Origin of the sequence: Virgibacillus sp. M23 (assembly GCF_034190895.1) — a bacterium.
GTDB classification, from domain to species: domain Bacteria; phylum Bacillota; class Bacilli; order Bacillales; family Amphibacillaceae; genus Virgibacillus; species Virgibacillus salarius.
In genome coordinates, this window is record NZ_JAWDHA010000069.1 from 1 (window position 1) to 21,823 (window position 21,823).

At 36.2% G+C, this 21,823-nt stretch carries 22 protein-coding genes; 6 read left to right on the plus strand and 16 right to left on the minus strand.

The window, feature by feature from the left end:
- Positions 1-167: 167 nt before the first annotated feature.
- The 7 genes from murC to RVS70_RS18825 all read right to left on the minus strand — a co-directional run bounded on the left by murC (position 168) and on the right by RVS70_RS18825 (position 7,958).
- Entirely contained in the window at positions 168-1,469 is a 1,302-nt protein-coding gene (gene murC / locus RVS70_RS18795) for a UDP-N-acetylmuramate--L-alanine ligase (protein WP_205388715.1), read from the minus strand.
- A gap of 134 nt (positions 1,470-1,603) precedes the next feature.
- Positions 1,604-2,725, minus strand: a complete 1,122-nt coding sequence (locus tag RVS70_RS18800; RefSeq protein WP_026681473.1) for a nicotinate phosphoribosyltransferase — start codon at positions 2,723-2,725, stop codon at positions 1,604-1,606.
- An 89-nt stretch (positions 2,726-2,814) separates the two neighbouring features.
- Complete coding sequence (locus tag RVS70_RS18805) at positions 2,815-5,184, minus strand: DNA translocase FtsK (protein ID WP_321134409.1); 2,370 nt, start codon at positions 5,182-5,184, stop codon at positions 2,815-2,817.
- Between the two features lie 167 nt (positions 5,185-5,351).
- Entirely contained in the window at positions 5,352-5,954 is a 603-nt protein-coding gene (gene ytpR / locus RVS70_RS18810; protein WP_026681475.1) for a YtpR family tRNA-binding protein, read from the minus strand.
- Positions 5,955-5,975: 21 nt separating this feature from the next.
- Positions 5,976-6,782, minus strand: a complete 807-nt coding sequence (locus RVS70_RS18815) for a DUF1444 domain-containing protein (protein ID WP_166530844.1) — start codon at positions 6,780-6,782, stop codon at positions 5,976-5,978.
- A gap of 132 nt (positions 6,783-6,914) precedes the next feature.
- The gene (locus tag RVS70_RS18820) at positions 6,915-7,235 is read right to left on the minus strand and encodes a thioredoxin family protein (protein ID WP_026681477.1); all 321 of its coding nucleotides are present in this window, start codon (positions 7,233-7,235) and stop codon (positions 6,915-6,917) included.
- 210 nt (positions 7,236-7,445) lie between these two features.
- Positions 7,446-7,958, minus strand: a complete 513-nt coding sequence (locus tag RVS70_RS18825) for a hypothetical protein (protein WP_026681478.1) — start codon at positions 7,956-7,958, stop codon at positions 7,446-7,448.
- 156 nt (positions 7,959-8,114) lie between these two features.
- Between RVS70_RS18825 and RVS70_RS18830 the strand changes: the two genes are divergently transcribed.
- Positions 8,115-8,555 carry a YtoQ family protein gene (locus RVS70_RS18830; protein WP_026681479.1) on the plus strand — a complete coding sequence of 147 codons (441 nt, stop codon included), beginning with the start codon at positions 8,115-8,117 and terminating at the stop codon, positions 8,553-8,555.
- 287 nt (positions 8,556-8,842) lie between these two features.
- On the opposite strand, the gene RVS70_RS18835 is transcribed toward RVS70_RS18830, so the two are convergent.
- Positions 8,843-9,343: a DUF84 family protein gene (locus tag RVS70_RS18835; RefSeq protein ID WP_026681480.1), complete on the minus strand. Its 501-nt coding sequence runs from the start codon at positions 9,341-9,343 to the stop codon at positions 8,843-8,845.
- Positions 9,344-9,370: 27 nt separating this feature from the next.
- Complete coding sequence (locus RVS70_RS18840; RefSeq protein ID WP_026681481.1) at positions 9,371-10,438, minus strand: M42 family metallopeptidase; 1,068 nt, start codon at positions 10,436-10,438, stop codon at positions 9,371-9,373.
- A gap of 177 nt (positions 10,439-10,615) precedes the next feature.
- On the opposite strand from RVS70_RS18840, the gene RVS70_RS18845 reads away from it, so the two are divergent.
- The gene (locus RVS70_RS18845) at positions 10,616-10,930 is read left to right on the plus strand and encodes a PepSY domain-containing protein (protein ID WP_321134414.1); all 315 of its coding nucleotides are present in this window, start codon (positions 10,616-10,618) and stop codon (positions 10,928-10,930) included.
- Positions 10,931-11,021: 91 nt separating this feature from the next.
- On the opposite strand, the gene RVS70_RS18850 is transcribed toward RVS70_RS18845, so the two are convergent.
- On the minus strand, positions 11,022-11,864 hold the full coding sequence (locus tag RVS70_RS18850) for a YtnP family quorum-quenching lactonase (protein WP_026681483.1): 843 nt from the start codon (positions 11,862-11,864) through the stop codon (positions 11,022-11,024).
- An 865-nt stretch (positions 11,865-12,729) separates the two neighbouring features.
- A complete protein-coding gene (gene trmB / locus RVS70_RS18855) occupies positions 12,730-13,383 on the minus strand; it encodes a tRNA (guanosine(46)-N7)-methyltransferase TrmB (protein WP_026681484.1) in 654 nt (217 codons plus the stop codon).
- A gap of 75 nt (positions 13,384-13,458) precedes the next feature.
- Between trmB and RVS70_RS18860 the strand changes: the two genes are divergently transcribed.
- Positions 13,459-13,746: a YtzH-like family protein gene (locus RVS70_RS18860; protein ID WP_026681485.1), complete on the plus strand. Its 288-nt coding sequence runs from the start codon at positions 13,459-13,461 to the stop codon at positions 13,744-13,746.
- Here RVS70_RS18860 and RVS70_RS18865 read toward each other — a convergent pair.
- From RVS70_RS18865 to RVS70_RS18885, 5 genes are all read right to left on the minus strand, one after another.
- Entirely contained in the window at positions 13,733-14,551 is an 819-nt protein-coding gene (locus tag RVS70_RS18865) for a phosphotransferase family protein (protein WP_026681486.1), read from the minus strand. The two genes, RVS70_RS18860 and RVS70_RS18865, sit on opposite strands and share 14 nt — an antisense overlap.
- 110 nt (positions 14,552-14,661) lie before the next feature.
- Positions 14,662-15,591, minus strand: a complete 930-nt coding sequence (locus RVS70_RS18870; RefSeq protein WP_226983530.1) for an NERD domain-containing protein — start codon at positions 15,589-15,591, stop codon at positions 14,662-14,664.
- Positions 15,566-16,153 carry an RNA 2',3'-cyclic phosphodiesterase gene (gene thpR, locus RVS70_RS18875; RefSeq protein ID WP_321134418.1) on the minus strand — a complete coding sequence of 196 codons (588 nt, stop codon included), beginning with the start codon at positions 16,151-16,153 and terminating at the stop codon, positions 15,566-15,568. Before thpR ends, RVS70_RS18870 begins: the two co-directional genes overlap by 26 nt.
- A 15-nt stretch (positions 16,154-16,168) precedes the next feature.
- Positions 16,169-16,885 (minus strand): pseudouridine synthase, encoded by a 717-nt coding sequence (locus RVS70_RS18880; RefSeq protein ID WP_026681489.1) that lies wholly within the window; start codon positions 16,883-16,885, stop codon positions 16,169-16,171.
- 11 nt (positions 16,886-16,896) lie between these two features.
- On the minus strand, positions 16,897-18,513 hold the full coding sequence (locus RVS70_RS18885) for a polysaccharide biosynthesis protein (RefSeq protein ID WP_026681490.1): 1,617 nt from the start codon (positions 18,511-18,513) through the stop codon (positions 16,897-16,899).
- A gap of 294 nt (positions 18,514-18,807) precedes the next feature.
- Here RVS70_RS18885 and RVS70_RS18890 point away from each other — a divergent pair, with 294 nt between their 5' ends.
- The 3 genes from RVS70_RS18890 (at position 18,808) to RVS70_RS18900 (ending at position 21,640) form a co-directional block, all read left to right on the plus strand.
- On the plus strand, positions 18,808-20,076 hold the full coding sequence (locus RVS70_RS18890) for an NAD(P)/FAD-dependent oxidoreductase (protein ID WP_321134420.1): 1,269 nt from the start codon (positions 18,808-18,810) through the stop codon (positions 20,074-20,076).
- Between the two features lie 83 nt (positions 20,077-20,159).
- Entirely contained in the window at positions 20,160-20,357 is a 198-nt protein-coding gene (locus tag RVS70_RS18895; RefSeq protein ID WP_166530848.1) for a hypothetical protein, read from the plus strand.
- Between the two features lie 107 nt (positions 20,358-20,464).
- Positions 20,465-21,640, plus strand: a complete 1,176-nt coding sequence (locus RVS70_RS18900) for a dicarboxylate/amino acid:cation symporter (protein ID WP_121605560.1) — start codon at positions 20,465-20,467, stop codon at positions 21,638-21,640.
- Positions 21,641-21,823 lie beyond the last annotated feature (183 nt).

Genomic DNA, 21,823 nt, shown 5'->3' on the forward strand with positions numbered 1-21,823 from the left:
AGGCCGTGCCCGCGGAAAGCGAAGTAATTAGTCGGAGCATTGCCAATATACATCAAACATTTCAAAATAACTACTTGGCTTAACGCAGTCATTGCACTGATTTTATACTTTCTTAACTTATAAAAAAAGCGCCTGTTGCCAATGGCTCAGACACTTTTCCTTCTCTATTATTTAATTGTAAGTGTTTCTTCATAGGCTTGTTGAAATTTTTGTATATCTCCAGCACCCATAAATATTAACACACTATCTTCGTATTTTTTTAAAGCTTCTGTATGAGAAAGCTCTAAAATAGCGCTGTGATCAATCAATTTTTGAAGATCTTCAATCGTTAACTGACCAGTTTCTTCTCTTGCCGAGCCAAAAATATCACATAAATAAACGCGATCTGCTTGACTAAGGCTGTCAGCAAATTCTTGTAGAAATGTTTTCGTTCTTGTAAATGTATGTGGTTGAAAAATAGCTACAACAGATTTATTCGGATACTTTTTACGAGCTGATTCAATGGTAGCGGTAATTTCTTTTGGATGATGCGCATAATCATCAATAAGTACTTGATTTCCAATTTTCTTTTCAGTAAAACGTCGTTTTACCCCACCGAAAGTGTCTAGTTGTTTGATACTCTCAGCGTCAATGCCTTCATAATGACAAATTGCCGTAACGGCTAACGCATTTAAGATATTATGGTCTCCGTACATTGGTATGGAAAAAGTATCATAATAGGTATTACGAACAAATACATCAAATTCGGTACCATGATCCGTTTCTACAATATTCTGCGCCTGAAAATCATTCGTATCTGCAAATCCATAATATACGACCGGAACTTTTGCTTGGATTTGTTGTAATTGTTCATCATCACCACATGCAATTATTCCTTTCTTTACTTGGTCTGCCATTGATTGGAATGCTGCAAATACGTCATCAATACTAGTAAAGTAATCCGGATGATCAAAATCAATATTTGTCATGATTGCGTAGTCCGGTTCATATCGTAAAAAATGACGACGATACTCACATGCCTCAAACACAAAATATTTACTATCAACATGTCCCTTCCCTGTGCCATCTCCAATTAAATAAGATATCGGGAATGAACTATTTAACACGTGAGCAAGTAGTCCCGTTGTCGACGTCTTTCCATGAGCTCCTGTGACAGCAATGCTTGTATACTGTTTTAACCACTCACCTAAAAACTCATGATATCTATAAAACGTAACACCTTGTTTCTTTGCTTCCTTTATTTCTAAATGATCATCAGGGAATGCGTTTCCTGCAATGACTGTATAATCTTCTTTGATGTTGCTTTCTGAAAAAGGTAGAATGGGAATGCCTTTACTCTCCAATGCTTCCTGTGTAAAAAATCGCTTTTCTACATCTGATCCCTGCACATTTTCACCCGAATCGTAAAGAATTTGTGCAAGAGCACTCATTCCTGTTCCCTTTATACCAATAAAATGGTAAGTTGTCATAAAAGAACCTCCATATTGAACGTAAAAGGATTCAAAATCATCTCTTTATTTATATATTTTTTACAGCTATTTTTTCATTATAGCAAATCCCTCAGAGGAATAAAATAATAACCAAGAATTTCAATACATTCTAATTATTCTTTGCCATTTTCACCTATAAATGGTACTTTTTCTAAACGTGGGTTAGGGCGATAACGTCGACCTTCTTTTGCTTCAGGCGTACCATTCAGTAATACGTTATCTCCGGTAAAGCCGATATTAAGCTTTAATAAGCTTCTTCCTACGCCATACATATCTACTGGTACACCAAGTTCTTCAAATTGAACGATACGATCTTCTGTAAATCCACCACTAACCATTATTTTTACATGGGAATATCCTTCTTCATCTAATGCATTACGCAAAGCAAAAATTAACTCAGGATTTACTCCTCTTGGATCAAATGTCCCCATTAAATGGTGATTTCTTAAGAAATACTTATCTACAAGTGTACGAGAAGTATCCAATCGAACTGATTTTAATTCCTTACCAAACTCACTTGCCACTTTCAATGAATCCGTTATTACATCATTATTATAATCAACAAGTGCGGCTAAATCATCTTCTGGGAAAAGTTCATGGTAGGCTTTGCAAGCAGCTACAATATCGCCTCGAAACATTTGAATAAGTGCATGAGGCATTGTCCCCATCCCTTCTTTTCCCCACCATTCATTCATTGCATGTGTTGCTTGGGCAGTTGATCCTCCAATAAACGCGGCATAACCATCCCCAGCTTGCTGCGTATAGTGATCGTCCCGATCCCCCATAAAAATAACAGGTTTTTGCTTACCAGAAGTACGTGCAGCTTTTACCACATTGTATACATTCGTAGCGACAGATGTTCTTCTGGAAAGTATCCCGTCAATGATTCCCTCTAAAAAGCCAAATTGATGGTAGCCTCCAGAAACGGTTAATACAGATTCGAAAGGATGAATTTTATCTCCATCCTTTAATGAATGTATGTCTAATGTTTCAGGTTGATCCGCAAAGGTATGTAATAGTGCTATTGCTTCATCTGTCCCACATAGTACGGCATCCGACTTTTGAAAAAATTGCATGGTTACTTGATTATCAGGTAATTTCTTCTCCGCAATTTCTTTTGTTTTAAGAAAATAGACGGCAGAGAACCAGCCTTCTTTAATTCGTTCATCAAATTTAAACGTTTTATTTGTTAATCGTTTTATTTTACCGTTTAACTTCTGCTCAATTTCCTTCATGATTTCGTTTTCTCCTTAAAATATATGATCACTATATCTAATCATATAAAAATTTCGCATAGGAAACAAGACTTACAAGTTTTACATTCCTATAGCATGTCTTCTACCTGTGACAAAGTAACCAACACTTCTCTAGGCTTACTACCATTCTGACCAGAAATTATACCACGATGTTCAAGTGTATCAATGAGTCTGGCTGCTCGATTATACCCAATTTTAAAATGACGCTGCAGCATGGAGGTACTTGCACCATTTTGCTCTAGCACAAATAATATAACATCTTGAAGAAGGTCATCCTCCTCTTCATCCATCGTAACTTGTTCTAGTAACTGTTCTTGCTCAAACAAATAATTCGGTTCTGCGATTCCTCTAACGTGATTTGTAACACGCTCAATCTCTTCATCTGAAACAAAGGGACCTTGAAGACGAATGCTTTTTCCTGCTCCATTTTCTATAAATAACATATCGCCTTTTCCTAGTAATTTTTCTGCTCCACTAGTATCTAAAATCGTTCGTGAATCCACCTGCGAAGAAACACTAAATGCAATTCGAGTTGGAATATTAGCTTTAATTAAACCAGTAATGACATCGACAGATGGACGTTGAGTAGCGAGAAGTAGATGAATGCCACAAGCTCTAGCTTTTTGGGCAATTCTGCTAATTGCATCCTCCACATCTTGTGGAGAAACCATCATTAAATCTGCTAACTCATCAATAACAATAACAATGAATGGCATTTTGTCTTGCTTACGATCCTGCTTAATCATTTTTTGATTGTATCGCTCAATATCACGCACACCTTCATGCACAAACTTCTCATAACGGTCTTCCATTTCTGCTACTGCCCATTTCAGTGCAGCTGTAGCTGCTTTTACATCTGTAATTACGGGCGAGACTAAATGAGGAATACCATTATATGGAGCGAGTTCAACCATTTTAGGGTCAATTAATAAAAATTTAACGTCTTCATGACTCGCCTTATACAATAAGCTGATTATCATGGTGTTTATACATACACTTTTTCCTGAACCTGTTGCACCAGCTATTAATCCATGTGGCATCTTTTGAATATTTGTAATAAGTGGTTGTCCTTCAATACTTAACCCTAATGCAATGGTTAATGGCGATAAACTTCGACTAAATGCTTCTGTTTCAAATATTGCTTGTAAGCCAACCATTTGTGCTTTTGGATTTGGAATCTCAATACCTATCGTATTCTTCCCTGGAATAGGAGCTTCAATTCGAATATCCTTTGCGGCCATATTAAGCTTTAAATCATCACTTAAATTTTTAACCTTACTTACCTTAACACCTAACTCCGGTTGCACCTCAAATCGAGTAACAGAAGGCCCCTGTGTTGCATTCACTACCCTGGCCCGTACATTAAAGTGTGTTAAGGTTTGTTCAAGTAACTTCTGCTGTCCTTCCATCCACCTTCGGTCATCTGCACCGGCTTTTTCTATATCATTTAGAAGGTAGTATGGTATACGATGCTCCTTATTATTTTTCTCAGGAGCTGTTGTTTTTATGATCTTCTCCTCTTGCTTTTGTTTTTGCTTTGATTTTTCAAATAAATTCTTTTTATCTCGTGGTGTCATCATAACATTGAACGGAGCCGTCTTCACACTATCGCGATTTTGTTTTCGCTTTTCGGATCGTTTTATCTGTTTCTCAGGTTCTGGACGGCTATCTAATTCCTCTTTGTCATATGAATGATCTTGATTCTCTTGTTGTATGGAGTCATCTTGCACGATAAAATTCGATTCATCAACCTCATCCTGTTCGCGCAATAAATTTCGCTGTTCACCCTCGGCATCAGGCAGTTCTTTTTCTTTTAAAGGTGCTTCTGCTACAATTGACTCACTTTCATCGAACAGCTTTTGCTCCTCTCGACTGTTGTTTTCTTCCTTTCTTTGGTAGGCTGGTATATTCTCAACTTTTTTTTCTTCATGTCTTGGCCGAAAACCGTAGATTGGCGAAGGGACTTCAGTTGGGCGAAACGGTATATCTGGATCTTTTTTATACACCTTGTTCGCATTATGATTATTTTGCTTCTCTGATTTTTCACGTCGTTCAACCGAAACATGTTGACTTGTCCTGCTTTGACGCTTTCGCTGATAAGCTGGTACTTCTTTTGGCTGTTGTTCATTTACAGACTGATTGAATCGGCTAGCTTTTGTTGCTTTTCTTTGCGAATTCCGATTTTCTTCTGTTTTTGTACCTGTGATTCTCCCCGTATTATATAGTGTTCCTGTTTCTCTTACTTGCTTTCTGCTTGTCCTTTCTTCTACTCTGTCAGGAATGACTGGGAAGCGAAAAGATTTATTCGCAGGATATTGATACATCATTTTTGCCTCAAGATTACTTTTCTCAGCTGTACGGCTCTCTTCATGCTGTTTTTCTTCCTCTTCACTATCTGCAAAAAGACTCTTAATTTTTTTCTTCCAATTATCCCACACTTCAATTCACTCATTTCTATATCTATAAATCTAGTATTCCTTTATTGTAGCAGTTTTATTACGTTCATGGCAGGTTTATGTAATAAGCTAAGGCTTGGACTGTCCTCTTTTGCTTATATCTATCGAAAAAAACAACCTAAGTACTAACACAGGTTGTTTTTCTCTATTTACATTACGAATTCATTACCAACTTGATAATTATCTTCTAAAACATATATCCCCTTCTCCTTAGGGGCATTTGGTAATCCAAGTTCCTTTTGCGAGCATATCATACCATTCGAAGAAACACCTCGTAATTCTGTCGGTTTGATCTTCATTCCACTTGGCATCATTGCACCTACTTTTGCAACTACAACCTTCTGTCCAGCTTCCACGTTTGGAGCACCGCAGACAATTTGTAATGTTTCATTACCAACGTCCACTTTACAAACACTGAGTTTGTCAGCATTCTCATGTTGCTCCTTACTTTCTACATAACCAATTACAAACTTGGGACTTAAGTCAAAATTCAAATCATCATCTAAGTTAAGCTGACGAAACAACTGTTTCATTTCTGCTAAATATTCTTCCGTTAACGTTATCTTTCCAGTTGAAAGAAAAGTAAAGTGCTGTGACGCATGAAAAATATTATAGCCAATTACTTTACCTGAATGATCTGTGATTCTTACAACATCACCATTCCTATCCGTTTTTATTTTCTCACGGTCTCCTTCTTCCATAGGGATGATTAGCACATCACCAATTCCATTTAAGTTGTAAAAAACATCCATGTTCATCATCCTTTTCCATTTCTAATTCTTTTCTGGTTTGTTTTTGGCTAAGATAAAGATTGGCTCCAATGTCTTATCTTCATATATCATTGGAAGTGAAGTGATTGGGATTCTCCCTTCCGCAAAGAACTTCATAGTCATCTGTGCCAGAATATCATAGCCTGTTTTATTTTGAACATCTGTAATAATTAGTACGTCCTGATGAGGTACTGCAATTGCTAGTTCACCTTTACTATTAGCTTTCATTTCTTCCAAAAATGCTTCATTTAAAATTCTGCTAGCATCATAGCCATCCTGTGTTGCAATAAAATAAAAATCATTGCCTGCAACTTGATCTTCTTTATAATCAACTGGTAGTGAACGCAAATTAAATGTAGCAATTTCATCGATATGCTCTTTGGTCCAGCCTTCTTTATCGAGTAAGTCTTCATCAATTAATCGATAGGACTTTCCTAAATCCAATGCATAAAACACACGTGTCTCAGCCGTATGATCTTTATATACTAAGTCAATTTCTGCTTTTGTAGTGGTTGGGAAAGAAGTTGAGCGAATCACTGGATAAATCTGTTTTTCCATTCCAGATAAGTGATGTTCCTCATTCATAATTCGCAATGCTTCTTTAATATGTTCCTCAAGCTCAACAATAGCTACTTCTCCACGTTGATTGTATTTTGCAACAACATTTGGTAACGTTATGGTCATTCCTTTTTTCGATTCTTTCCATTCAATACGAAATGTGTCTTTATCTCGATTATAAGAAGTGCGATACGCTTCATTAGCTAATCGCTCTTCCAAAATTTTTTTTAACTTCAAACTTGTCATTTTCATATGAATCCTCCTGACGTATTACACCCTCTTCCTATAAGAATGCTCCAATTACGTCTGCGATCTTAGACAACCTTTTATCATCTAGATAGCTTATATAAAAGAGGTTAAAATTTTTGGTTACGTTAACTAACTTTATTTATCACTGACTTCTTTTAGAAACTCGATAATTTCTTGTTTCGTTTTACGATCTTTACTTACAAATCTTCCCGTTTCTTTTCCGTCATTAAAGGCAATAAAACTTGGTATCCCAAAGATCGCATAATCTTGGCATATATCAATAAATTTATCTCTATCTACTTTTACGAATGAAAAGCTTGGAAATTCTGCCTCAATTTCTGGTAGTACTGGTTCGATAACGGTGCAATCAGGACACCATCCCGCTGTAAAATATAGAATAACATTTTCTTGTTTTATCCATTTTTTAAATTCCTCTTGTGACGCTAAAGTTTCCATTATATCAACTCCCACAATTATGATAGACTAGTTTATCGTTTGTTTCCAACATAATGTAACATATATGCAAGTAAGTGTATTGTAAAAGAGACTATACCAATAACTATAAGAAATAGTTCGTACCTTTACCTAAAACAGTAAATATGCAAACATATGGTATACTCAACTTATATTAAAATAATCCCGTTTCTTTTTCAATTAACAGTTGTTTTATTGTAAAGCAATGGACTTCGCTATTTTCATCATTGTCTCTGCATCCTCATCAAGGCCATTTTTATCTACATATGTGGTCACCTTAACACCACCTACACCGACCTGCAATTCAAATTTATTATCTTCCTCAGGTAAAACCCGAAAATATCCAAATCCGTTAGAATCAGAAAAAGATGATACGTTTAACGCATCTTTTTTCGTTGCAGCTGCAAAATTTAATGTACTTTTCGCATTTTCATTTGTGTTATGAAATACAATAAAGGTTTGATTCTTATCCTCTAGAATTAGGTTGCTCTCATCTTCATCTACAACTTCCATCCCATTTGGTAAATAGAATGATTTATTTCCTATCCCATAGTTCAAGGGTACTTTTTCTTTATTCTCAAAGGTTTCCTTCGTAATTTTCTCAGCTTCCTTGATAGCTTCTTGATCAGACTTCATACTGCAGCCACCGGTAATAAGAACTAATATAGATAAAAACACCACTAAAAAAGGTAGCTTTATCCTCATATAATTCCTCCTATTTCCTCCTATTTTTACACCATCTATCATACTATGGATAGAAACGAAAGTGAAACACGCTACGTTACCTTCGGTTGTTAAATTCTTTTCAATTGTTTTATTTTTGTATACGATAGTACTAAATCATGCAATGGAGGAGATATAATGGAACTAACCGTCTATTTAGCGGGGCAAATTCATGACAACTGGAGAGATGAAGTAGAACAGCTAGCAACGAACAAAGGACTTCCTTTAACCTTTGTAGCACCTCAAACAAATCATGAACGTTCGGATAATATTGGAGACGACATTATAGGAAGACAGCCCAGTAAAGTACACAAAGATGAAGCCGCATCACGAATAAACAATTTCAGGACGCAAGTACTCATGGAAAAAGCAGATATAGTTATCGCTCTATTTGGTGAAAAATATAAGCAATGGAACACAGCTATGGATGCCAGCTATGCAATAACGTTAAATAAACCGACCATTATTATTCGACCAGAATCCCTAATACATCCATTAAAGGAGTTATCAGCGAAAGCAAATGTCACCGTTGAATCGATAGAACAGGCTTTAGAAGTCATTAATTATATATTTGAATAAAGTGAAACTTCAATCAGTGGAGGGTTGGTTTATCACCCACTGATTGTTAGGTGAACCAATCGGACATTTACTGCAGTTGAACCCTCACTTACCAATATTGGTAGTGGTTTTACTGTATTGCTTGAAGTGAAGGTTTTATATGCTGGATAAATCTTGCAAGCTTTCTTCATGCCTATCACTCGCTCATTACTGACGAAAGTCCAAGTCTATAGTTCGTGTCTGAATGGATGTCATCAAATGAAGATGGCTGTCGATAGTTTCGACAGCCTAAAGTTTGGATAGAGTTTTTATGCTTTATGGAATTCCCATTGCCCTCTTAATAAGGTTACTACATGAGAAAACATCGCTTGTCTAGTCATTAGGTAATTCGTGAAAACTCCAATTGCACCTTCCTTTTTACTTACGTCCTCCTTATTTGCATACGCGTCCATCAAATAGCCAAGCTCTTTACCTTCTGTCAATTCCGTTGCAAGTTCTTTAGGCAAAATAATTCTAGCACCACTAGCTGTATAGACAGTTTCTTCAGGAGTTACTAGTGCACCCCAATTACAAAGATAAAGCTGATCACCGATATACATTACGCCACCTTCAAGACCTATTCCAAAATTATTTGAGCCTTCTGCACAAGCAATGGCACGATTAATCGCTCCCTGTCTAGTCTCATCATCGGAAAATGGCTGTGCTGCCACATGAGATTGGACACGCTTCGATGTTACATAGCTTTCAGGAAAAACTTCTGTCACTGCTTTTAGCTTAGCAGGATTGCTTGATCCGACTGTAATATTCATGCTTTATCTCCTTTTTTATTATAACTATTATACAGATTGATGAATTTGATCTAATGTATTTTGGTCCGTTTGTTTAATTAGCTTTACTAATAATTCTTTAGCAGCTGCATAGTCATCAACGTGAATGATTGATGCTGACGTATGAATGTAGCGTGAGCAAATCCCAACAACGGCTGATGGCACACCATTATTTGCTAAATGTACACGCCCAGCATCCGTACCACCTTGAGAGATAAAGTATTGATATGGAATATTATTGCTTTCCGCTGTATCCAGCAAAAAGTTTTTCATTCCTTGATGGGTGATCATCGAACGATCAAAAATTCGTAACAATGCCCCTTCTCCCAGTTGACCAAATTCCTCTTTATTTCCAGAAGCATCGTTTGCTGGTGAAGCATCAAGTGCATAGAAAATATCTGGTTTAATCATATTTGCGGCTACTTGTGCACCTCTTAGCCCAACTTCTTCTTGAACAGTTGCCCCAGAAAATAAATGATTCGGTATCGTTTGACCTTGTAACTCTTGTAGTAATTCGATTGCTAAGCCACATCCATAACGATTATCCCAAGCCTTTGCCATAATTTTTTTGTCATTCGCCATTGGAGTAAAAGGAGTTAGCGGCACTATAGATTGCCCAGGCTTAATTCCAATTTTTTCAGCATCCTCTTTATCATCTGCTCCGATATCAATTAGCATATTCTTTATTTCCATTGGCTGCTTACGCTGTGCATCTGTTAGATTATGTGGTGGTATTGATCCAATGACACCTACAATTGGCCCATTATCTGTCATAATTTGAACTCGTTGAGCAAGTAATACTTGGCTCCACCATCCACCTAATGTTTGAAAGCGAATCATTCCATTTTTTGTAATTTGTGTCACCATAAAGCCTACTTCATCCATATGACCTGCTACCAATACTGTTGGACCTTCTCCTTTTCTCTCTCCAAAAATACCACCTAAGTTATCTTGAACAATATTATCTGCATATTTACTTAGTTCTTGTTTCATAAATTCTCGAACAAGCTTTTCATTGCCTGGTGCACCTTGCAATTCCGTTAAATTTTTAAAAAGTGTTAGCGTTTCCTGATTCATGTAAAATCCCACCCTTTGCTTTCTATGTACTATTAATAGTATAACGGAAGTTGTCTATCTGTTTCCACTATTGGCTCATGTCACTTTATTATTTTCTATTTTTTTTAGAATACGATATACTAGCATATGTAAAGATTAGTGATATAGATTCAAAATAATAGCAAGAGGTGAATAGAAATGGGTATGAAAAAAGCAGTTCTTGCAGCAGGGTTAGGTGTAGCAGTAGGGTACATTGCTAAACAACAAATTGATCAAATGCAAAAAATAACCCCGGAGAAAGCTTTAAAGCAAGCGAAAGAAACCTTTAAAAAACAAGGTCCTATAAGTGGTTCGTGGATCTATATGAAGCCACAAGAAATAGAGAAAAACGGTCTACTATACAGCGCCTATCGTGGTGGTGTAACACGTAACCTTGATGGGGAAAATAAACAGTATGAATTCTACGTAGATATAGAAACAGGTGCTGTTATTGACTCTGTACAAACTGCCTAGAACAGGTGTCTACAAGTTACAACTCGATACTTACTTAATCAAAAAAAGCTGCTGAACATACGTGCAGCTTTTTTGATTGTGTCGTGTATTTTTAGCTATTTCGTTTTATTTTGTCAACGGCATTACCTGCTTCGTCATACTTAATGGCTCTGTAATATGCGTCATGGTAAAACGTATACCAAGCGCGCTTTCCATATCCAATATCCATCCACTTTTCTTTTTGATGAACGGAAGTAACCGGATAATCATCATAGGCTAGCGCCCATAATTTATTTTGATGCGCATGTGTTGGCATAATATCTGCCATATGAATAAAACAAGAATCGCCGTCTTCGAAGACAATAATACTATGTCCCTCGCTATGTCCACCAGTATGAATCATCTTTAACCCAGGAATGAGTTCTATTTCAGTTGCAAACGGTTGTACTTGATGAACTATTGACTCCCAGTTCTTTTTCCAATATGTATTCACAGATCGTATATTTGGATTTTTCATTTCATTCCATTCTAGCTTCGACGTATAGATAGTTGCATTGTTAAAAACTGGTTCATATGAATCTCCTTTTACCTTTGTTAGTCCACAAGCATGATCAAAATGAAGATGTGTCATTAGTACTGCATCTATATCATCGACTGATAATCCAATTTCTGCTAAGGACGCATCTATATTTGATTGCTCCATTACACCGAAATTACGCATCTGTTTATCCGTTAGTTTATGATAGCCCAAACCGCTATCAATTAAGAATTTTTTATTATCAATTTCTACTAGAATCGGATCTGTTCGTAATTCAATCTGGTTTTGGTTGTTATAGGGATATTTCTTACTCCATAATACTTTTGGTACTACACCAAACATAGCCCCACCGTCCAAATAATTTACTCCACCTTGAAGCCATGTTAATGTCGCTCTTCCTACCTTAAGCCTTTCCACCACTTATCTCCCCTTTTTTATAGTTTTAGTTTAGCAAAACGTTGAACAAAATCGCAAACGCTATCATTTTAAAAAATGACATCGTATGACAGATTGTAAGCTATTGCCTTGTCCCTAATCTCTTAAAGCGTCGTTAATGGCTTTCAAAATTTCAGCACAGTATGCTATATACAATAAAGCATTTAAGCAAAGGCAAAGTAGCCTATTTTGCTCGGAGTTTCGTTATCTTATTTTCTTTTTGTGACATTAGAACGATTCATTTATGACGAGCAATCAACTACGCTATTTCCAGAGTAGCTATGACTCATCCTTTCCAGTTATTCATTTTTTCTTCGATTAAACTCTTTTGTCCGTGCTTTCGCCATACAAGAACAAAAGAGCAAGTGCCCGATTAGAAGGGTAGTGACTGGAACGAGTCAACGGAGATAAAGGAAGCACGATGAACTTGTGAGCCGATGATGACTTAGATTAGGGTGATTCGTGAAGTCGCCCTCGTTTCTGGGCGCTGGAGCTGCTGCAACTCAACACGCCCATATGGATCCACATGGGCAAATTTTATATTTTCCTAAACAATAATTATGAGGATCGGACAAAACACAACTTCTTTACTCAAAATACGAATAATCATGTTATCAATAGGAGTATCATCACCGCACCGTGAAACTATACGCGCTTTCCCCGGGTACAGTCTCAGCTAACTTGGTAAAGAAAAACACGTTACCAAGTGGATCTTCGGACTCGTGCTGTTCCCGCTGGAGTCTCGCTTATTTCAGGTGCTAAATGAATGATTCTGATCAAAAAACGAACGATAATTAATTCCAACCTAATCATCGTTCGTTTATTATTGTTGCTTCATTATTTTGTCTCAGTTCCTATTTTTATTGCTAATTGAAGCACGGCAACGATAAATCGGTTGACCCTTTGCCGAGAATTTTTCTTCATATTCAGTCATTCTATTTGTTGGATCATCAATGGAATGCAGATCTAAATTTACTTCCGAAAGTACAAATCCATATTGTGAAAAACTCATTAATGAATATTCGAATAACCCCATATTATCTGTTTTTAACACAATCTCACCTAATGGATCTAGTATCTCCTGATACTTTTCTAAAAACGTATGGTACGTTAATCTTCGCTTTTCATGCCTGTTTTTCGGCCATGGATCAGAGAAGTTTAAATAAATCGTTGCAACTTCATTTGCTGAAAACAAGTCTATTATATTTGCAGCATCTTCGTTTACTAACAAAACGTTTGGCTGCTTTGATAGTATTACTTTTTGAGCCGCCGTTACAATAATGCTTTTAGCAAGCTCTATTCCAATAAAGTTTATCTCTGGAAACTGTTTAGCCATCTCTGAAATAAATTGGCCCTTTCCAGTGCCGATTTCAACGTGAATAGGATTACGATTACCAAAGAGTTCATGCCAATTATTTTTATGCGACGAGGAATTTGGTATCACAATATGTGAGTTTTCCTGCAAAAAATCATCAGCCCAAGGTTTATTTCGTTGACGCATTTTCTTCCTCTCTTTCTGTAGTTAAAAGTATAGAAAAAGAAATATGAACGATACTAAGATCTGAGGTGATCGAGGATGACATTAAACGTAAACAATCAACTAACATTACTGAAGGACCTTTTAGACGAACAAAAGCTCGACTGCTGTGGGAATGTTTCTGAATATCAGCAAATAACACGAATTGTACAATCTCTTATGAATAACTCAAATGTAACAGACAAACAACTGATGCAGTTACTTCCAGAAATTCATTATTATGGAAAAGAAGGAGAGAAGACACAGGATATTGAACAGCATATTACTGCCAATAATGATAACTTGAATAATTGGATAAATGCAATACACCAATCTAATTTAAATTAAATGCAACAATATGATCGTTTAATTCTTTTAAATCCTGTAATCTTTCATGTACTTTACTAATTTCTTTTCTTTCAACATGCCAACAAACATAATGTAGAGCATCAAGTAATAAATACCAGTACATCCGTTCAATTAGACGATTATCACTAGTAATTCCATAGTTCCGCAGCCATTCATCCCAATTCTCTTTTGGAATATACCATTTCAAAACCATACCATAATCCGTCACTGGGTCTGCAATCAATGCGTTATCCCAATCAATTAGATAGAGGTTGCCTTCATCAGTAAGTAAGACATTATTGTGGTTTAAGTCACCATGACAAACCACAAGTTTTTGTTCTCTTGTGATCGGTAATAATTTCTTTAAATATACCAGTGCTTTTTGTACGTATTCGTTTGTCTTTAATAAATCTGTATATTCTAATCTCTTTAATATATTTAAATAGCTTTCATCTGATGTAACTGGTTTTTTCCCCAGTCGCATAAGCATGTGTAATAACTCTGATGAATGGTGAATTTTCCGTAGCAATGCAGCAACATCTGTATGTTGCATTTCTGCAGGTTTTAATTCTCTACCCTCAAGCCATTCCTGCGCTGTTATCACATCACCATTTTCCATCCGTTTTGTCCAAATTAGCTTTGGAACAATGCCTTCTGCTGAGAGTACAGCTAAAAATGGTGAAGAATTTCTTTTCAAAAACAGTCGTTGATCGTTCTTCGTTGCTAGATAAGCGTCTCCAGTTAACCCCCCAGCTGGAGTCACTTGCCACTCGTTACCTAGAACTCGCTTCAGCCAGTCCACCATAAATTCCTCACATCTTTCAAAATTTAGCGTTCAATAATACATTTTATCGATATTTATACAAAAATACAAATATGTGAATAGTTTATCATGTAGTAATCAATCCTACCACATCAAAGCTCATCATCGGCAAATTCAAAGGTTGTTTGCTCTTCTTCCCATTCTGGACGTTTCACAGAGGTTGTTTGACAATGATTTAATAACGCCTCTGCTACTTTCAGCTGTCTGTTTTTTAATGGGGAAGAAAGGGTTCTTTTATCCTGAAACCACTGTTCGTACTGCTGTCTACCAATAATCTTTGTTTGAAACGGCTCCTCTGAAAAAATAATATTATTCGTTTTGGATAATACTGTCTTTTGTATGGGAAAATCTATCTTATTATAATTAAGAACGCTCTTGACAATTTGTTCCGTTCGCTTCAAAGGAATATGCGGGTTTAAAACCTTACGTTGTTCATCTTCATCTGTTACGGTCCAAGTTCGTTCATCACCAGCCATTATCGTAGTTCCTATCCCCTCATCCATTAAATAGATGATTTCAACACCAATTGGGCTTATCAGGATAATTTCGCCATCTACTGGTGCTTTTTTAATATTAAAGATAGGATAATACATAATTAAATAAGTATCCGGAAATCGCTGAAGAAAATATTTAATTTCTGGATCACTCGCATAAGACTTATCGATGAATGAAAGGTCAGTTACAGTAGAAGTTGCCCATTTCAGCTGAATTTGTAGGAGTCTATCAAGAAAAAATTGCTTTAACTCTATCTTAGAATTTGGTAATGAAGATGTTTCATCCTGCACATTTAGCTCCTCAACCTGCTCCTTTTTCTTCCAAATCTTCCATTTAGGAGAGCGAGAGATCTCTTCTGTTGTATGTATGTCTATTTCGGTCATTTCTTCTCTTTTTAACCAGAGTGCATTCAGCTTTTGCCAATTATCCTGCTTCAGTCGGATAAATTGACTAGGATAACGATATGCATTCCATTCGTAGCGTGAGATATAATCCTGAAGTTTAATTAATTGAGCCAGAATCCTCACCTCCAATTCCATTAAAGCTAGCAACGATTTTATATTTAGGCATTTCTTTAGGATAAATACGAAACAACCCTATTTTATCGATAAGAAAAGGCTGTTTTTCTGTGTATGTAGCTTTCACGGTAGCTAATGTTTTCGCCATTCCAGTCGAACCTGTCCATTTTTTTGCTAATGTTATATGCGGTACAAAATCACGCTTTTCCTTAAAAAAGCCAATCTGTTCAACAGCTTTTTCAACCTGCTCCTGCAATTTTTTGAGACGATCAGTTAGTTCTACATCCGCATAAAGGACTCTAGGTTGCGTTTTCGATCCAAATGCTCCAACGCCACCTACCTGTGTGTTAAACGCTTGAAAAGAATGAAGCTCTTCTAATACTTGTATTAAGGCCTGTAATTTTTTATCGGCTACTGGCCCTAAAAACTTTAATGTAACATGCAAATCCTGCCTGTGAGGCCATTGCTTATATGATAATTGCTCCATTAAATTTTCCTGCAACATAGAAAAATAATTTTGCAGATGGGTCGAAAGCGGAATGGCAATAAAATAATGTGGTTGTTCAGTCATCCTAAACTCCTCCAATTATTTTTTCAAGCTGAGGCAATATCCTAGTTCTTCCTTAGACAATTCACGATATGATCCTACTCTTAAAGCATCATCCAGCTTTAGCCTTCCCATTTGTTTTCGTTTTAAGTAAATAACTTCTTTATTAACAGCCTGAAACATCCGTTTCACTTGATGAAACTTTCCTTCTGTAATTGTAATTTCTACTTCAGAGATATCATCCGTTTGAAGTATGTTTAGGTTTGCTGGCATAGTCATATAGCCATCCTCTAATTGAATGCCATTACTAAATTTGATATGGTCTTGTTCCGTTACCCTTCCTTTAATCTTGGCGTAGTAGACCTTATCAACCTTTTTCTTTGGTGAAAGCAAATGGTGGGCTAAGTCTCCATCATTTGTAAGTAATAATAACCCCTCTGTATCCTTATCTAATCTACCAACAGGAAATGGCTTATAATGTTGAAACTCATCTGTCAATAAGTCGATCACTGTTTTTTGTCGTTTATCCTCAGTTGCAGAGATTACTCCAGGAGGTTTATGCATCATGATATAGATGTTTGGTTTGTAGTGAACCGTATTACCATCTACTTTTATTTGATCCATAGTGGGATTAATATGTTTGCCGCCATCTCTAATCACAGTATCATTTACTGTAATGCGCTTTTTCTTTAGCAACACTTTCACTTCTTTTCGACTACCAATCCCAGTATTGGCCAACAATTTATCAAGTCGCATTAGTCCTCCTCCTATCTACGAAATAATTTATCCAATACACGTACTCGTTTTCCTAAAACTCTTTCCAGTAATGTCGAATGATAAGCGAACCATAAGTAAACACTACCACCAACGATAACACAAATGGTAAGAATTATCGCAAGCCCCCATCTTCCATTAGGAATCACCATTCCTAACAACGCTTTGAGTATGAGGATGCAAACACTCATAATAATGGCAAAGATTCCAATTAAGATAGTTCGTTTAATTAGTTGCTTATAAGAAAAATCAATCGAACTACGTATCCGCCATAGATTCAAACTGACCGCTATACCGGCAGCTAAAGCTGTTCCAAAAATGGCCCCCTTAGCACCAAATACATAAATAAGTTGTATATTAAAAAGCACCTTAACAAGTAGTCCTGCTAACAAACTAACAACTGCAAAACGCTGTTGGTTTATCGCTTGTAGTACTGATGATGTTACACTAAATAATGCGAAGAACAGAGCCACTGGTGCATACCATGCTAACAGTGGACCTGAAATAGCTAATTTGTCTAATTCTCCAAATAATGTTCCATATGCCTCATCTGAAAGTAATGAAAGACCAACAACAGCTGGAATAACAAGTACCATAATAATTTGTAAGGCCTGGTTAATTTGTTTCGTTAATAACTCCGAATTATTTTGTGTATATGACTTGGTTAATTCAGGAAGAATGGCAAGTGACAAGCCAGTAGCAAGTGTTATCGGAATAATGACCAATTTATGACCATAGAAGTTGATTACAGAATATGTGAATTCCCATATTTCCTTATTACCACTTGCTACCATAGACCGTTCAAAAGTAAACTGGTCAACCAATTGATATAATGGTATAGCTAATCCTACTAATACAAATGGTCCTGCATATCTAAATAGTTCTAAGAACAGATCTTTCTTAGGTATATCATATGAATATGTTTGCTGCTCAATTTGTTTATATAGATGAGATTTTCTTTTATTCCAATAAATCCACAATACGAGACATGAAGCTACTGCACCAAGAAAAGCAGCAAAGGTTGAAAAGCCAACCGCCGCTAGTTCGGATCCATTTAGTATCTTTAAAATAATAAATGAGCCACCTAAAAGAAACACAATACGTACGATTTGCTCCATTACTTGTGATATTGCAGTAGGCCCCATGGAATTATGTCCTTGAAAAAAACCTCGGACAATACTCATAACTGGGATAATTATTAAAGCAAAACTTACCATACGTATGACAAAGGCAACATCAGAGACAGTAATATTAGCTGGGTCATCACTGGTAATCATTCCACTTGCTAACCACTCTGCGCTGAAAAACATTGCTAAAAACGCAAATATACCAGTGACCATCATCATAGTCATAGCGGTTCGAAACATTCTCATACCCGTTTCATAATCTCCAACCGCATTGTATTTTGATACAAATTTAGACACCGCTAACGGAACACCAACTGTCGATAGGCTAATAAATATACTATACGGTGTATATGCGTAAGCAAATAACGTACCACCACTTGGACCTACTAAAGCGTTGAAGGGAACAACATATATCATTCCTAAGAATTTAGATAAAAAAGAAGCTCCCGTTAATAACATCGTTCCTCGGACAATATTTGACATTATTTCACCTGCATTTATTTACATTTGATATAAATTTCGAAACACTCATTATTTGATTATAACGAAATTGCTTATTAGATAAAAAGAATCATATGGACTATTTTATCACATTTAAAGGTTTATACTTATGTATATATGACTATACAACCATCTTTTTACACTGATATAGGCACTGAGCAACTTACATTTGTACTAATTTCTTCACATATTGTATGGGAGATCTGCAATTAGAAAACGATAATTGTTTGTACTTGTTTAACGTGTTAATATACATACGGAAAGGAATGAAAAAAATTGTCCTATGATGTAATTGTTATTGGTGGTGGACCTTCAGGGTTAATGGCGGCAATTGCTGCAGCTGAATCAGGTGCACAAACACTTTTAATAGAAAAAGGAAAGAAATTAGGAAAAAAACTTGCTATTTCAGGTGGCGGCAGATGTAATGTAACGAATCGTCTACCTCAGGAAGAAGTCATTAAGCATATACCAGGCAATGGAAAATTTTTATTTAGTGCTTTCTCCGTTTTTAATAATTATGATATTATTGAATTTTTTGAAGGATTAGATGTTCCGTTGAAGGAGGAAGACCATGGAAGAATGTTCCCTGTCTCTAATCAGTCAAAAACTGTGGTGAACGCATTATTAAAACAATTGGATGACCTTAACGTGGTAGTTCGATTAGAAACGCCTGTTAAAGCTATTCATTATGAAGAAAATAACCACAGCGTCATTTTAAGAGACGGTACAAAAGTACAAACGAAAAGTGTAGTTATTGCCGTTGGTGGGAAGGCAGTACCCCATACTGGATCAACGGGAGACGGATATGCATGGGCAAAAAAAGCTGGTCATACAATAACAGAACTTTATCCAACAGAGGTTGCATTAACATCTAATGAACCTTTTATACAGAATAAAGCTCTTCAAGGTCTATCTTTACGTGATGTTAAGTTATCTGTACTTAATCAAAAGAATAAGCCGATTATTAGCCATCAAATGGATATGATCTTTACTCATTTTGGGATCTCAGGTCCTGCAGTACTAAGATGCTCTCAATTTGTTGTAAAAGAGTTAAAAAAGGGAAGAACTGTTGTTCCAATGATTATTGATGTATTACCACATGAATCGGAACAAATAATTGTAGATAGAATATTACGTAATGTGGAGATGAATCCTAAAAAATCCTTTAAAAATATCTTAAAAGGGATAGCTCCAGAACGATTTATTTTATATCTGCTAACTAAACATCAGATTAAAGAAGATCAAAGAGCAGGATCACTGCCTAAGCAAATCATTCGACAACTTATACATGATCTTAAACAGTTTACCTTTACAGTTCATGGTTCTTTACCTCTTGATAAAGCATTTGTGACAGGAGGCGGTGTCTCAATTAAAGAAATTGTTCCAAATACAATGCAGTCAAAAATAATGGAAAGACTTTATTTCTGTGGCGAAATTCTTGATATACACGGTTATACCGGCGGTTATAATATAACTTCAGCTCTAGTAACTGGAAGATTAGCTGGATTAAACGCGGCCATTGAGTCTGGACATGTTGGTAGTTGATTCCTTGCATTATTTAAGACAAGTAGATCAATCTAATATTGTCTGCGTTTTAACTATAAGGATCTTAGAAAGGGTTGGTTTAAATGCAAAAAAATGGAATGTGGTTACCGATTATTGCCTCTGTAGGTGTAGGAGCAGCAACGTATTATACGATGACTAAAAATAATCAAAATCTTGGACAGACCATGCAGAAAATGATTCCGTTTGTTTCGCAAATGACAAACTCAAATAATGGAAATTCTAGTAATTCCCAACAATTAGGTCCTTATGGGATGAGCTAAACAGACAAAAGCGTACCAACAAAATTGGTACGCTTTTTTTAAATTTAGTTTTACTATCAATTATAAATTGTGTAAAATAGGGGGTATTACAAAAGGGAGGGGAATCAGTGAAAGGTTTTGGATTACTACTAAGAATACTAATAGCAATCCTACTAGGTATTGCCGTTGGGTCATTTGCTAATGACTGGTTTATTCGCTTGTTTGCTACTTTTAACGACCTATTTGGGAACTTTCTTGGTTTTATAATCCCATTAATTATTCTAGGCTTTATAGCGCCTGGAATTGGTTCAATGGGGCGTGGTGCAGGTAAATTACTTGGACTAACTGGTATTATTGCTTACTCATCTACAGTTATTGCTGGCATTTTAGCATTTCTTGCAGCAAAAATGTTATATCCTTTAATGCTGAACAATCAATCGTTACAATCCTTTACAGATCCATCAGAAGGTCTTAGTGAAGGGTTTTTCCAAGTAGCTATGCCACCACCAATGGAAGTAATGACAGCACTTCTTCTTTCATTTGTAATTGGCCTTGGAATTGCTGCGATAAAAGGAGATGCATTATATAATATTACAAAGGATTTTCGTAACATTATTCATATAGTTATTGAAAAAGTAATTATTCCATTACTTCCATTTCATATTTTTGGAATATTTGCCAATATGACTGCAGCTGGGCAAGTAAGTACGATTCTAGCAGTTTTTGCTAAAGTGTTTGTTATGATAGTTATACTTCACATATTGTATTTAACTATTCAATATACAATAGCGGGAACAATGAGTAAACAAAATCCATTTAGTATGTTGAGAAGAATGGTGCCAGCATATTTCACAGCATTGGGAACACAGTCTTCAGCAGCTACTATTCCTGTTACGCTAAAGCACACAAAAACTCTAAAAGTACGTGAAGGCATTGCAGATTTCACGGTTCCTTTACTAGCAAACATTCATTTGTCTGGAAGTACTATTACAATAGTTAGCTGTGCGTTAGCTGTTATGTTTTTGCAGGGGGATGCTGTTAGTTTCGCTACTATTGTTCCATTTATTTTAATGCTAGGGATAACAATGGTTGCTGCACCAGGAGTTCCAGGAGGAGCAGTTATGGCTGCAATTGGATTATTAGAAAGCATGCTTCATTTTGGTCCAACTATGGTTTCGTTAATGATCGCATTATACTTAGCTCAAGATAGCCTTGGAACAGCTTGTAACGTCACTGGAGACGGAGCAATAACCTCTATCACTAATTCATTAAGTAGAAAATCAAAACAAGCGAATATATCATAATAACAACTTAACGACCTGAGTCGATCGACTCAGGTCGTTTCATCTAAATAATTCCATAAGAAAAACTGAGCAAAATTCGCTCAGTCCTTATCACTAAATGCTCAGATTTACGCTTCCTCTAGTAGCTATTATGGAATAATAGCTACTGCTTGACCACCACTCCGGCTGCCCACTTCCCTTTCC